The sequence below is a fragment of the Enterobacter sp. JJBC genome (genome assembly GCF_036936505.1).
Lineage (GTDB): Bacteria > Pseudomonadota > Gammaproteobacteria > Enterobacterales > Enterobacteriaceae > Enterobacter > Enterobacter hormaechei_C.
Genome location: NZ_CP136935.1, coordinates 163,338 through 176,636, shown reverse-complemented (window position 1 = coordinate 176,636; position 13,299 = coordinate 163,338). Strand labels below are relative to the sequence as shown.

General features: G+C 55.1%; 13 protein-coding genes. 6 read left to right on the top strand and 7 right to left on the bottom strand.

Features of this window, described 5'->3' with window-relative positions; all coding sequences use genetic code 11:
* Positions 1-78: 78 nt before the first annotated feature.
* Both rhlB and gppA read left to right on the top strand, forming a co-directional pair.
* Positions 79-1,347, top strand: a complete 1,269-nt coding sequence (gene rhlB / locus RY075_RS00865) for an ATP-dependent RNA helicase RhlB (RefSeq protein WP_003860827.1) — start codon at positions 79-81, stop codon at positions 1,345-1,347.
* A 6-nt stretch (positions 1,348-1,353) separates the two neighbouring features.
* Positions 1,354-2,838 (top strand): guanosine-5'-triphosphate,3'-diphosphate diphosphatase, encoded by a 1,485-nt coding sequence (gppA, locus tag RY075_RS00860; RefSeq protein ID WP_032661064.1) that lies wholly within the window; start codon positions 1,354-1,356, stop codon positions 2,836-2,838.
* Between the two features lie 50 nt (positions 2,839-2,888).
* Here gppA and rep read toward each other — a convergent pair whose 3' ends face one another.
* Entirely contained in the window at positions 2,889-4,913 is a 2,025-nt protein-coding gene (gene rep, locus RY075_RS00855; RefSeq protein ID WP_003860830.1) for a DNA helicase Rep, read from the bottom strand.
* An 85-nt stretch (positions 4,914-4,998) separates the two neighbouring features.
* Here rep and ppiC point away from each other — a divergent pair, with 85 nt between their 5' ends.
* Positions 4,999-5,280, top strand: a complete 282-nt coding sequence (gene ppiC, locus RY075_RS00850; protein WP_006812396.1) for a peptidylprolyl isomerase PpiC — start codon at positions 4,999-5,001, stop codon at positions 5,278-5,280.
* 54 nt (positions 5,281-5,334) lie between these two features.
* Here the strand turns inward: ppiC and cysE are convergent, their stop codons facing one another.
* From cysE to RY075_RS00825, 5 genes are all read right to left on the bottom strand, one after another.
* On the bottom strand, positions 5,335-6,156 hold the full coding sequence (gene cysE, locus RY075_RS00845; protein ID WP_022646641.1) for a serine O-acetyltransferase: 822 nt from the start codon (positions 6,154-6,156) through the stop codon (positions 5,335-5,337).
* Between the two features lie 75 nt (positions 6,157-6,231).
* Entirely contained in the window at positions 6,232-7,251 is a 1,020-nt protein-coding gene (gpsA, locus tag RY075_RS00840) for an NAD(P)H-dependent glycerol-3-phosphate dehydrogenase (RefSeq protein WP_006812398.1), read from the bottom strand.
* The gene (gene secB / locus RY075_RS00835; protein ID WP_003860835.1) at positions 7,251-7,718 is read right to left on the bottom strand and encodes a protein-export chaperone SecB; all 468 of its coding nucleotides are present in this window, start codon (positions 7,716-7,718) and stop codon (positions 7,251-7,253) included. Before secB ends, gpsA begins: the two co-directional genes overlap by 1 nt.
* A 31-nt stretch (positions 7,719-7,749) precedes the next feature.
* Positions 7,750-8,001, bottom strand: coding sequence for a glutaredoxin 3 (gene grxC, locus RY075_RS00830; protein ID WP_003860837.1), 252 nt, complete (start codon positions 7,999-8,001; stop codon positions 7,750-7,752).
* A gap of 11 nt (positions 8,002-8,012) precedes the next feature.
* Positions 8,013-8,444 (bottom strand): rhodanese-like domain-containing protein, encoded by a 432-nt coding sequence (locus RY075_RS00825; RefSeq protein WP_003860840.1) that lies wholly within the window; start codon positions 8,442-8,444, stop codon positions 8,013-8,015.
* Between the two features lie 248 nt (positions 8,445-8,692).
* Here RY075_RS00825 and gpmM point away from each other — a divergent pair, with 248 nt between their 5' ends.
* Genes gpmM through RY075_RS00810 form a run of 3 tightly spaced genes read left to right on the top strand, consistent with a single transcriptional unit; the run spans position 8,693 to position 12,466 of the window.
* Positions 8,693-10,237 carry a 2,3-bisphosphoglycerate-independent phosphoglycerate mutase gene (gene gpmM / locus RY075_RS00820; protein ID WP_045346009.1) on the top strand — a complete coding sequence of 515 codons (1,545 nt, stop codon included), beginning with the start codon at positions 8,693-8,695 and terminating at the stop codon, positions 10,235-10,237.
* 33 nt (positions 10,238-10,270) lie between these two features.
* Positions 10,271-11,530: a murein hydrolase activator EnvC gene (envC, locus tag RY075_RS00815; protein WP_026094345.1), complete on the top strand. Its 1,260-nt coding sequence runs from the start codon at positions 10,271-10,273 to the stop codon at positions 11,528-11,530.
* Positions 11,531-11,533: 3 nt separating this feature from the next.
* Entirely contained in the window at positions 11,534-12,466 is a 933-nt protein-coding gene (locus RY075_RS00810; protein ID WP_032634365.1) for a divergent polysaccharide deacetylase family protein, read from the top strand.
* An 11-nt stretch (positions 12,467-12,477) separates the two neighbouring features.
* Here RY075_RS00810 and RY075_RS00805 read toward each other — a convergent pair whose 3' ends face one another.
* On the bottom strand, positions 12,478-13,278 hold the full coding sequence (locus RY075_RS00805) for a glycosyltransferase family 2 protein (RefSeq protein WP_104469555.1): 801 nt from the start codon (positions 13,276-13,278) through the stop codon (positions 12,478-12,480).
* Between the last annotated feature and the right edge of the window lie 21 nt (positions 13,279-13,299).

Here is a 13,299-nt window from a genome sequence, read left to right as displayed (position 1 = left end):
ATTAACCAACTAAAGGTTGACTTTATTTCACCGGATACGCTTTCGTAAAGCAATAGTAAGCTGATATTCTACCACACTATGAGCAAAACACATTTAACAGAACAGAAGTTTTCCGACTTCGCCCTGCACCCAAAGGTGATCGAAGCCCTTGAAACTAAAGGGTTTCATAACTGCACGCCCATTCAGGCTCTCGCCCTGCCGCTGACGCTGGCCGGTCGCGATGTTGCAGGGCAGGCGCAAACCGGTACTGGCAAAACGATGGCGTTTTTAACGTCAACGTTTCATTATTTACTTTCTCACCCAGCGATTGCAGACCGCAAAGTTAACCAGCCGCGCGCGCTAATTATGGCCCCGACGCGAGAACTGGCGGTACAGATCCACGCAGACGCTGAGCCCCTGGCGCAAGCCACCGGCCTGAAACTTGGCCTGGCCTATGGCGGCGACGGCTACGATAAACAGCTGAAAGTGCTGGAAAGCGGCGTCGATATCCTGATTGGGACCACTGGCCGTCTTATCGACTACGCCAAACAGAACCATATCAACCTCGGCGCAATCCAGGTCGTGGTGCTGGATGAAGCAGACCGCATGTACGATCTGGGCTTCATTAAAGACATCCGCTGGCTGTTCCGCCGTATGCCTGCGGCAAACCAGCGTCTGAACATGCTGTTCTCCGCAACCCTGTCATACCGCGTACGTGAACTCGCATTCGAGCAGATGAACAATGCGGAATATGTGGAAGTAGAACCGGAGCAGAAAACCGGGCACCGCATTAAAGAAGAGCTTTTTTATCCTTCTAATGAAGAGAAAATGCGCCTGTTGCAAACCCTGATCGAAGAAGAGTGGCCGGATCGCGCGATTATCTTCGCGAACACCAAACACCGCTGTGAAGATATCTGGGGACACCTGGCGGCAGATGGTCACCGTGTGGGTCTGCTGACCGGCGACGTGGCGCAGAAAAAACGCCTGCGCATTCTCGACGAATTTACTCGTGGCGACCTTGATATTCTGGTCGCGACCGACGTGGCGGCCCGTGGCCTGCACATTCCAGCCGTGACGCACGTCTTTAACTATGACCTGCCAGATGACTGTGAAGACTATGTACACCGTATCGGTCGTACTGGTCGTGCAGGCGCAAGCGGTCACTCCATCAGCCTTGCGTGTGAAGAGTATGCGCTGAACCTTCCGGCCATTGAGACCTACATCGGTCACTCTATTCCACAGAGCAAATACAATCCGGAAGCGCTGTTAAGCGAGTTGCCGCCACCTAAGCGCCTTACACGTCCACGCTCCGGCAATGGCCCGCGTCGTTCCGGCGGTGCACCGCGTAATCGTCGTCGTTCAGGTTAAGAAAATATGCTCAGCTCCACCTCGCTTTATGCGGCAATTGATCTCGGTTCGAATAGTTTTCATATGCTGGTTGTGCGCGAGGTGGCGGGAAGCATACAAACGCTGACGCGCATTAAGCGCAAGGTCCGCCTCGCGGCGGGCCTGAGCAGCGATAATCATCTCTCCCCGGAAGCCATGGAACGTGGCTGGCAGTGTCTGCGTCTGTTTGCAGAACGTTTACAGGATATCCCGCTCAGTCAAATTCGCGTTGTTGCCACGGCGACCCTACGTCTTGCGGTTAACGCTGGCGATTTCATTGCCAGAGCACAGGAAATTCTGGGCTGTCCGGTGCAGGTCATCAGCGGTGAAGAAGAAGCGCGTCTGATTTATCAGGGTGTGGCGCATACGACCGGCGGCGACGATCGTCGTCTGGTGGTCGATATCGGTGGCGCCAGTACCGAACTGGTCACGGGCACAGGCGCGCAGGCGACGTCGCTCTTCAGCCTGTCAATGGGCTGTGTGACCTGGCTGGAACGCTACTTTACCGATCGAAACCTTGCCAAAGAGAATTTTGACGAGGCGGAAAACGCGGCGCGTGCGGTCCTGCGCCCGGTCATGGACGAACTGCGCTATCACGGCTGGAAAGTGTGTGTCGGCGCGTCCGGAACCGTGCAGGCGTTGCAGGAAATCATGATGGCACAGGGGATGGACGAGCGGATCACGCTTGCCAAACTCCAGCAGCTTAAACAGCGCGCCATCCAGTGTGGTCGTCTGGAAGAGCTTGAAATAGAAGGGCTGACGCTTGAACGCGCGCTGGTTTTCCCCAGTGGGCTCGCCATACTGATTGCCATTTTCACCGAGCTTAATATCCAGTGTATGACCCTGGCAGGCGGTGCGCTGCGTGAAGGTCTGGTCTACGGAATGCTGCACCAGTCGGTCGATCAGGACATCCGTAGCCGTACGCTGCGTAACGTTCAACGCCGCTTTATTGTGGATACCGACCAGGCGCAGAGAGTGAGTCAACTGGCGTCACAGTTTGCCGATCAGGTGAAAAAAAGCTGGGATATTGAACCGTTAAGCCGCGATCTGTTGCTAAGCGCCTGTGCGCTACATGAAATTGGTCTCAGCGTGGAGTACAAGCAGGCACCGCTGCACGCGGCCTGGCTGGTGCGTAATCTCGATTTGCCGGGTTATACGCCCGCCCAGAAGAAGCTGCTGGCCACCCTGCTGCTGAATCAGACTAACGCCGTCGATCTCTCTTCCCTTCACCAGCAGAACGCTGTGCCGCCGCGCGTGGCGGAGCATCTGTGTCGTCTGCTTCGGCTGGCGATCCTGTTTGCCAGTCGGCGTCGAGATGATTTGCTGCCAGCCATTACGCTGGCGGCAGACGAGGAGAAACTGACGCTGACGCTACCGGAAAACTGGCTTGAGGATCATCCCCTTGGGGCGGAACTGATTGAGCAGGAGTACCAGTGGCAGAGCTATGTGCACTGGGCGCTTGATGTGAAGTGACCCTTGAAGCGTGCCGGGTGGCGGCTTCGCCTTACCCGGCCTACAAATAGTTATCCCTTCTCTTTGGCTTTTGCCAGCATCGCGCGAATGTTTGCCACGTTTGCCTGCCCTTTATGCATACGCTCTTCAGCGGTAATGACTTTACGCTCCTGCTCCCAGATAAGATCGTCCTGAGGCAACTCCAGCAGAAAACGGCTCGGCTCCGGGCGCACCAGCTCACCATACTGACGGCGCTCTTTGCACAGCGTAAACGTCAGCTCTTTCTGCGCACGGGTGATCCCAACGTAGGCCAGACGGCGCTCTTCGTCGACGTTATCTTCATCAATGCTGCTCTGGTGCGGCAATAGGCCCTCTTCCATCCCCACCAGATAGACATAAGGGAACTCCAGCCCTTTCGAGGCATGTAACGTCATCAGCTGAACCTGATCGGCCTCTTCTTCGCTTTCCCCGCGCTCCATCATATCGCGCAGCGTGAAGCGGGTGACCACCTGCGTCAGGGTCATGGGCTCGTCAATCTCAGATCCTTCAAGCATTTCGGTCATCCAGCTGAAGAGCTGGTTAACGTTTTTCATGCGCATCTCTGCCGCTTTCGGGCTGGCGGAGGTTTCATACAACCAGGATTCGTAATCAATGCCGTGGATCAGATCGCGTACTGCCGCCACAGGCTCGCGCTCAGCCAGACGCTGCACCTCACCCAGCCAGTGGGTAAAGCGGGTTAAGGCCTCATAGCCGCGCCCGGTCAGGGTCTGGCTCAGCCCCATATCGAAGCTGGCGGTGAACAGGCTTTTGTTGCGGGTCATCGCCCATTCACCCAGCTTTTGCAGCGTCGCAGAGCCAATCTCGCGCTTCGGCGTATTTACAATGCGCAGGAAAGCGCTGTCGTCATCCGGGTTGGTCAGCACGCGCAGATAGGCCAGCAGATCCTTGATTTCCGGACGCGAAAAGAACGATGTACCGCCGGAGATTTTGTAGGGGATGCGGTTCTGCATCAGCATCTTTTCAAAGACGCGCGACTGGTGGTTACCGCGATAGAGGATCGCGTAATCCTTGTATTCAGTTTTGTTGACGAAGTGATGGGCAATCAGCTCGCCGGTTACGCGCTCCGCTTCGTGCTCTTCGTTATTGGCGCTGAGCACTTTCAGCTCGGTCCCGTAACCCAGTTCAGAGAACAGGCGCTTCTCAAAGACGTGCGGGTTGTTGGCAATCAGGATGTTCGCCGCCTTCAGGATACGCCCGGAAGAACGGTAGTTCTGCTCCAGTTTAATCACCTGCAACGCCGGGAAGTCTTTGCTCAGCAGCACCAGGTTTTGCGGACGTGCGCCACGCCAGGAGTAAATCGACTGATCGTCATCGCCTACAACGGTAAAACGCGCGCGCTGTCCTACCAGCAGCTTTACCAGCTCGTACTGGCTGGTGTTGGTATCCTGGTATTCATCCACCAGCAGGTAACGAATTTTGTTCTGCCAGCGCTCGCGCACCTCTTCATTCCGCTGAAGCAGCAGCGTCGGCAGCAGGATCAGATCGTCGAAATCCAGGACGTTACAGGCTTTCATATGCGCGTCGTACAGACCGTAGCAGTGGGCAAAGATGCGGTCGCGCTCGCCTTTGGCACTTGCCGCTGCCTGGGCCGGCGTCATCAGATCGTTTTTCCAGTTCGAGATCGTCGAGATCAGCTGTTGCAACAGCACTTTGTCATCTTCGATCAGCCCTTCCGTTAGCTCTTTAAGCAGCGCCACCTGGTCGGTGTCATCAAAGAGAGAAAAGTTGGACTTCATGCCCAGCGCCGCGTATTCGCGCTTGATAATATCCAGACCCAGCGTGTGGAAGGTGGAGATCATCAGCCCGCGCGCCTCTTTACGGCCCAGCGTCTGGCCGACGCGCTCTTTCATCTCACGCGCCGCTTTGTTGGTAAAGGTGACCGCCGCGATATGGCGCGCCTGGTATCCACAACCCCGAATTAAATGGGCGATTTTGTTGGTGATCACACGTGTTTTACCGGATCCCGCTCCCGCCAGCACCAGGCAGGGTCCGGTGACGAATTCGACAGCTTGTTGTTGTCCGGGGTTTAAACGCATAAATGATCACTCAATGAAAGTCGGGAGAGGAGGAAAAACGCGTGGTAGTATACCGACCGTAAACTCGTTGACTCAAGGCACGATCATGGCAAAAACAGCAGCAGCACTGCATATCCTTGTTAAAGAAGAGAAACTGGCACAGGATCTGCTCGAACAGATTAAAAACGGCGCCGACTTCGGCAAACTGGCGAAGAAACACTCGATTTGCCCGTCAGGCAAACGCGGTGGTGACTTAGGCGAGTTCCGCCAGGGCCAGATGGTCCCGGCGTTTGATAAAGTGGTTTTCTCCTGCCCGGTGCTGGAGCCAACCGGCCCACTGCATACGCAGTTCGGCTATCACATTATCAAAGTGTTATACCGCAACTAATCAAAAGCCCGGTGCATTGACTCACCGGGCTTTTTTATTTGGCTGTTCCGGCGTTCAGATGCCGTCGCCGTATTCGAAGGTGTGGTGAATACCGTTGAAGTGCTGATCCATATCCATCGACGGCTTATCGCTGTCTGGCTTACCGACGATGCGCGCCGGGACGCCAGCGGCGGTGGTGTGCGGCGGTACAGGCTGGAGCACAACCGACCCCGCGCCAATCTTCGCGCCGCGTCCGACTTCAATATTGCCGAGGATTTTAGCACCCGCGCCAATCATCACCCCTTCACGAATTTTCGGATGGCGATCGCCACTGGTTTTACCGGTACCGCCCAGCGTAACGGATTGCAGGATCGACACGTCATCTTCGATCACCGCCGTTTCACCGACAACAATGCCGGTGGCGTGGTCGAGCATGATCCCACGGCCAATTTTCGCCGCCGGATGAATATCGACCTGGAAGGTCACGGAAACCTGGTTTTGAAGAAAGATGGCCAGCGCGCGGCGTCCCTCATTCCATAACCAGTGGCCGATGCGGTACGCCTGTAAGGCGTGGAATCCTTTGAGATACAGTAGCGGCGTGGAGTATTTATCCACCGCCGGGTCACGCGTACGCACGGCCTGAATGTCGCAGGCGGCAGAAGCAATCATCTCCGGATCTGCGGCGTAGGCCTCTTCCACCACCTCGCGAATGGCAATAGCAGGCATGATAGGGGAAGCCAGTTTATTGGCGAGCATATAGCTCAGGGCGCTGCCGAGATTTTCGTGCTTAAGTAGCGTCGCGTGATAGAAACTGGCCAGCATGGGCTCACAGTCGGCCAAAGCTCGGGCTTCGGCTTTAATATTATTCCAGACGATATCCAGTTCTTCACACGGCATTGCTTGCTCCAGACGATAGTTAATGACCAGCCAGTTCTGCGCTGGCTGGGTCATTCAGGTGACGATACTTCCCGGCTAATTGCTGCTGCGCTCGTCCTTGCGCGCACGACCTAATAAGGTCAATGCTGCCTCGCGCGCATTTTTTCCGCAATACAATACCTGATAAATTTCCTCGGTTATTGGCATTTCGACACCGAAACGGTGCGCCAATTCGCGAACTTCTTTGGTATTGCGATAGCCTTCAACCACCTGACCAATCTTCTCCTGCGCGCTTTTTACATCGCTGCCCTGTCCGAGCATCATGCCAAAGCGGCGGTTACGCGACTGGTTATCGGTGCAGGTCAGCACCAGGTCGCCCAGCCCAGCCATTCCCATAAAAGTGGCCGGATCGGCACCGAGCGCTTCGCCCAGGCGGGACATTTCGGTCAGACCACGGGTGATCAACGCCGTACGCGCATTCGCGCCGAAACCGATGCCGTCAGACATCCCGGCCCCGATGGCAATGACGTTCTTCACCGCGCCGCCCAGCTGCACGCCGATAAAATCGGGGTTGCTGTACACGCGGAAGCTTTTGCCGCAGTGCAGCAGTTGCTGAAGATCGTCTGAAAATGCCTGGTCGGTGGACGCCAGCGAGATCGCCGTCGGCAAGCCCGCAGCCAGCTCTTTGGCAAAGGTCGGCCCCGAGATCACCGCCAGCGGGATCGCTGTTCCCAGCGCTTCGCGGGCAACGTCCTGCAACAGACGTCCGGTTTCCGCTTCCAGCCCCTTCGTCGCCCACACAATACGCGCATCCGCACGCATCAGCGGCTTAATCTGACGCAGGACTTCGCCAAACACGTGGCTTGGCACCACAATCAGAATATTGCGGCTGGCCGCCAGCGCGGTCGCGAGGTCGCTTTCCAGATAGAGAGAGTCAGGGAACGGAACGTCCGGGAGAAACGCCACGTTGCAGCGGTCGTGTTGCAACGTCGCGATATGTTTTGGATCGTGGCCCCACAGGACCACGTCGTGACCATTTCTTGCCAGCGTGATGGCAAGAGCGGTGCCGTAAGAGCCGGCACCGATCACAGTCATTGACGCATTAACAGTGCTCATCAGGCATCCTGATGTTGTTCGGCACCTTCGCCAGCCTGCTGCTGTAGATAGTTCATGAACAGCGCATCAAAGTTTACTGGCGCGAGGTTCAGTTGCGGGAATGTACCGCGAGAAACCAGGCTGGTGATGCATTCACGCGCATACGGGAACAGGATGTTCGGGCAGTATGCACCCAGGCAATGCGCCATCTGGTTACCTTCGATGCCGCCGATGGAGAAGATACCGCCCTGCTGAACTTCGCACAGGAACGCAGTTTCTTCGCCCAGAGAGGCGGTCACGGTGACACGCAGTACGACTTCATACACATCATCCGCCAGCTGGGTGGATGCGGTATCCAGATCAAGTTTAACCTCTGGCTGCCAGTCTTTCTGGAAAACGTGCGGCGCATTTGGCGCTTCGAAAGAGACATCCTTGGTATAGATGCGCTGGATCTGGAAAGTCATCTCGGTGTTATTTTGTTCTGACATGGAAAAACCCTTTTTAATTGTCCTAAAGTCTCTAGCTCAGCAGCGGATCGAGTCCACCACGGGCGTCGAGCGCATACAAGTCATCACAGCCGCCAATGTGCTGCGCATCAATAAAAATCTGTGGAACCGTTGTGCGACCACTGCGTTGGATCATCTCTTCGCGTTTAATCGCGTCACCATCGATCGGCAGTTCCTTGAACGTTACGCCTTTGCTGGACAGCAGCGCTTTCGCTCTGTGGCAGAACGGGCACGTTGCTTTGGTGTAGATCTCAATATTGGCCATCACTTAACTCCTTATTTACCGCGCACTAAAGGAAGATTCTCCCCGCTCCAGCCGGAGATGCCTTCTTTCAGCACCGTTACGTTTTCAAAGCCTGCTTTATGCAGTGCGTTGGCAGATTCCTGCGCCTGCATGCCAGTGCCGTCAACAACAATAATCGGCTGGGCTTTATGCTTCTCCAGCTCACCAATGTTGTTCGCTTTAATTTCCGCTGGCAGCAGGTTGATAGCACCTGCAATATGGCCCTTGCGGAAATCGTCGCGCTGACGCAGATCGACAACCACGGCGTCCTCTTTGTTGATCAGACGTGTCGCTTCACCGCGGGTGATCACCTTAATTTTAGACGTCAGTCCCTTAAATGTGGTGAACAGTACAGCGACCAGCAGGCCAATCCACGCGATGCTCAGAACCGGGTGGCGGCTAACGAATTGCATAATTTCTTGCATGGGGGGTAACAACTCCCGACTAAGTGATTAAAAAAACCAGGACAGGAGTATACCTGTGCGCTGTGGCAAATACAGCCAGCGACATAAAGCTAATCTATTTTCTGCGGCATGCCACGTAAAAAAAGCCTCAAAATGGCCTGAGAACAGCCTTGCCCCCGCGCTTTCTTTGATCTTCTGCGGCTATTTTATCGATTCAGCTGTAGTAAAATTACGCAAAATTTTTGTCTCTTGAGCATGAGGTTGTCGCAATGTCGGTTTCTAAAAAACCTATGGTACTGGTGATTCTGGATGGCTATGGCTACCGTGAAGATCAACAGGATAACGCCATTTTCAACGCCAAAACCCCGGTTATGGATGCGCTATGGGCAAAACGTCCCCACACCCTGATTGATGCGTCTGGCCTGGAAGTGGGTCTGCCGGATCGTCAGATGGGCAACTCAGAAGTGGGTCACGTTAACCTGGGTGCGGGCCGTATCGTTTATCAGGACCTGACGCGCCTGGACGTTGAAATCAAAGAGCGTACATTCTTTGCCAACCCAACGCTCACCGGAGCGGTTGATAAAGCCGTTGCCGCAGGCAAGGCTGTTCACATTATGGGTCTGCTCTCTGCGGGCGGCGTTCACAGCCACGAAGATCACATCATGGCGATGGTAGAACTGGCCGCTGAGCGCGGTGCGGAAAAAATCTATCTGCACGCCTTCCTGGATGGTCGCGATACGCCACCACGCAGCGCAAAAGGTTCTCTTGAAGCGTTTGAAGACAAATTTGCCGCACTGGGCAAAGGCCGCGTGGCGTCCATCATTGGTCGTTACTATGCCATGGACCGCGACAACCGCTGGGACCGCGTTGAGCAAGCCTATGATCTGCTGACCCTGGCAAAAGGCGAGTTCCAGTTCCCGACCGCCGTTGAAGGCCTGGAAGCGGCTTACGCGCGTGATGAAAACGACGAATTTGTGAAGGCAACCGTGATCCGCGCTGAAGGCCAGGCCGATGCCGCCATGGAAGATGGCGATGCGCTGATCTTCATGAACTTCCGTGCCGATCGCGCGCGCGAAATCACCCGCGCCTTCGTCAACAGCGATTTTGACGGTTTCGCCCGTAAGAAAGTGGCGAAGATTGATTTCATCCAGTTGACCGAATATGCAGCGGATATCAAAGCCCCATGCGCGTATCCGCCCGCCTCGCTGGCAAACACCTTCGGCGAGTGGATGGCGAAAAATGACAAAACGCAGCTGCGCATCTCCGAAACTGAGAAGTATGCGCACGTGACATTCTTCTTTAACGGCGGCGTAGAAGAGCCGTTTAAAGGCGAAGACCGCATCCTGATTAACTCACCGAAAGTCGCCACTTACGATCTCCAGCCAGAAATGAGCTCTGCGGAGCTGACCGAAAAACTGGTGGCCGCGATCGAAAGCGGTAAATACGACACCATCATCTGTAACTATCCGAATGGCGATATGGTGGGCCACACCGGCGTGATGGAAGCAGCCGTTAAAGCGGTTGAAGCGCTGGACCACTGCGTTGAGCAGGTTGCGAAAGCGGTTGAATCCGTAGGCGGCCAACTGCTGATTACCGCTGACCACGGTAACGCAGAACAGATGCGTGACCCGGCAACCGGTCAGGCACATACCGCCCATACCAACCTGCCTGTTCCACTGATTTATGTGGGTGATAAATCAGTGAAAGCAGTGGAAGGCGGCAAGCTTTCCGACATCGCGCCAACCATGTTGTCGCTGATGGGTATGGAAATCCCTGAAGAGATGACTGGCAAGCCGCTGTTCATCGTGGAATAATCGCTCCCCATGAGGGGAAAGGCGATTTTTTCAATCACATGGGTCGTGAAGCCGCTTCGGTTATCAGTCAGACCTCTGCTTTGCGCCAGCGCACTCAGCGCTGGCGTATTGCTGTGCGCCGCATCCGCCCATGCGGATGACCGCGATCAGCTTAAATCCATTCAGGCCGATATCGCCGCCAAAGAGCGTGCGGTACGTCAGCAGCAACAGCAGCGCGCCACCCTGCTCGCCCAGCTTAAAAAGCAGGAAGAGGCCATTTCCGCCGCCGCGCGTAAGCTGCGTGAAACACAAAACACCCTTGCCCAGCTCAATAAGCAAATCGATGAAATGAACGCGTCGATTGCGAAACTGGAGCGTCAGCGCGATGCCCAGGAGCGGAACCTTGCTGCACAACTTGATGCTGCTTTCCGTCAGGGTGAACACACAGGCCTTCAGCTGATCCTCAGCGGTGAAGAGAGCCAGCGAGGTCAGCGTTTACAGGCCTATTTCGGCTATCTTAACCAGGCGCGTCAGGAGACCATTGCGCAGCTGAAACAGACGCGCGAAGAAGTCACCACGCAAAAAGCCGAGCTGGAAGAGAAGCAGAGCCAGCAGCAAACGCTGCTCTACGATCAGCAGGCGCAGCAGGAGAAGCTTGAGCAGGCGCGCAATGAGCGTAAGAAGACGCTCGCCGGGCTGGAGTCCTCTATCCAGGCAGGACAAAGCCAGCTGAGCGAAATGCGCGCCAACGAATCGAGACTGCGTAACAGCATTGCCCGGGCAGAAGCCGCGGCCAAAGCGCGCGCCGAAAAAGAAGCGCGCGAAGCGCAGGCGGTGCGTAACAAGCAGCAGGAAGCCTCCCGCAAAGGCACCACCTACAAACCGACTGAAAATGAACGTTCCCTGATGTCCCGTACCGGCGGCCTCGGCTCCCCGCGTGGTCAGGCTTACTGGCCCGTTCGCGGTACGATCCTGCATCGCTATGGCGAACAGTTGCAGGGTGAGCTACGTTGGAAGGGGATCGTTATCGGTGCGTCTGAAGGTAGCGAAGTGAAAGCCATCGCCGATGGCCGCGTGATCCTGGCCGACTGGCTACAGGGTTATGGGCTCGTGGTGGTGGTTGAACACGGTAAAGGCGACATGAGTCTTTACGGCTACAACCAGAGTGCGCTAGTCAGCGTTGGCACTCAGGTGCGCGCGGGTCAACCCATTGCCCTTGTGGGCAGCAGTGGCGGTCAGGGCCGCCCGTCACTCTATTTCGAAATTCGTCGTCAGGGTCAGGCGGTCAATCCACAGCCGTGGTTGGGAAGATAAGTTTTGCTTCAATTTCGTCGAATTGTTTTTTCCGTAGTCAGCGCACTGGCGCTGGCTGCACCGGTTTATGCAGGCAAACTCGCGATTGTGATTGATGACTTCGGTTATCGACCACACTATGAAAATCAGGTGCTGGCGATGCCGTCAGCCATCTCTGTCGCCGTCCTGCCTAATGCGCCTCACGCGCATGAAATGGCGACCAAAGCGCACAATGGCGGCCATCAGGTCCTTATCCATCTGCCGATGGCCCCCCTCAGCAAGCAGCCGCTGGAAAAAGATACCCTGCGCCCGGACATGAGCAGCGACGAGATCGATCGCATCATCCGCGATGCATACAATAAAGTGCCGTATGCCGTGGGTCTGAATAACCATATGGGCAGCGCGATGACCTCCAGCCTGTACGGTATGCTGAAAGTGATGCAGGCGCTGGAGCGTTACAACCTCTATTTCCTCGACAGCATGACCATCGGCAACAGCCAGGCGATGCGTGCCGCTCAGGGAACGGGCGTGAAAGTCATCAAGCGCAAAGTATTCCTGGATGACTCCCAGAACGAAGCGGATATCCGCGTCCAGTTCAACCGCGCGGTACAGCTGGCGCGCCGTAACGGTTCGGCGATTGCCATTGGGCATCCGCATCCATCTACCGTTCGCGTTTTGCAGCAAATGTTGCCGGGCTTACCCGCCGATATCACGCTGGTGCGTCCGAGCGATCTGCTCAATGAACCTCAGGTGGATACTTCTCGTCCGGGTAGCGCGCAACCACCCGCAACGCGGCCACGTAATCCATTCCGCGGCGTGAAGAACTGCACGCTGAAACAGCCGCCTGAACCGGTCTATGCAACCCGCTTCTTCACGGTGATTGGCGAAAGCATCAGCAGCAGTACGCTGGTTAAATACGTCCAGCAACAGTGGCAGGGTTGGGGAAAAAAAGCCTGATCGGCTAACGCCTATTCTGCCAGATAAGAGTCCGACTGCTCTTTTGCAACGGACTCTTTCTTTTCTCGATCCTGATACCAGGCCTTGAAATACTTCAAAAAACTGTACGCCGTGGCATAAAACCCTGTCACCACACCCACTTTGCCCTGACGCCAGGCACCACTAAACAGATACCATTTGAAAAATGCGCCGATAGCGCTGATCGCTCCGCGACTAAGAGAGGGACGTATCGTCTGATATTGAACCAGGCGAGTGGTATATCCGTTTAATTTATTGAAAAGTTCATGCAGTGAATAAAATGTATCATGTCTGACATAGCCAGGAATACGTTCAGAATGGAGAAAACCTTCGACCTGATCGTCTACTGGCCGGTTATTAAATCGCGACTGCGTACGGTTAAAAAGACGCACCGGATAATCCGGTGATGAGACGGGATAAATCGTTCGGACATTTTCTCCCAGAACAAACCAGTGACGACATATCCGCCACGCCATATCCGGTTCGGGTTCATCGCCCATTTTTAATTTTAAAATAGCATCAACGGTTTCTTGATCGAGTATTTCGTCGCTGTCCATGCACAGCACCCAGTCGTTGTGCGCATGGGATACGGCATGGTTCATCTGCTCGCCGTGCCAGCTATATTTTTTGAATATGGCCGACAATCCATAACTCTGGCAAATATATATCGTTGCGTCTGTACTTCCGGAATCAACTACAACGAATTCATCCGCTATTTTTAAAAGAGGAGGAATAACATCGTGCAACGTTCTTTCGGAGTTAAACGTTAATAAGCAGACCGTTATTTTAAACATTTTCTCACTCTCTCAATAACA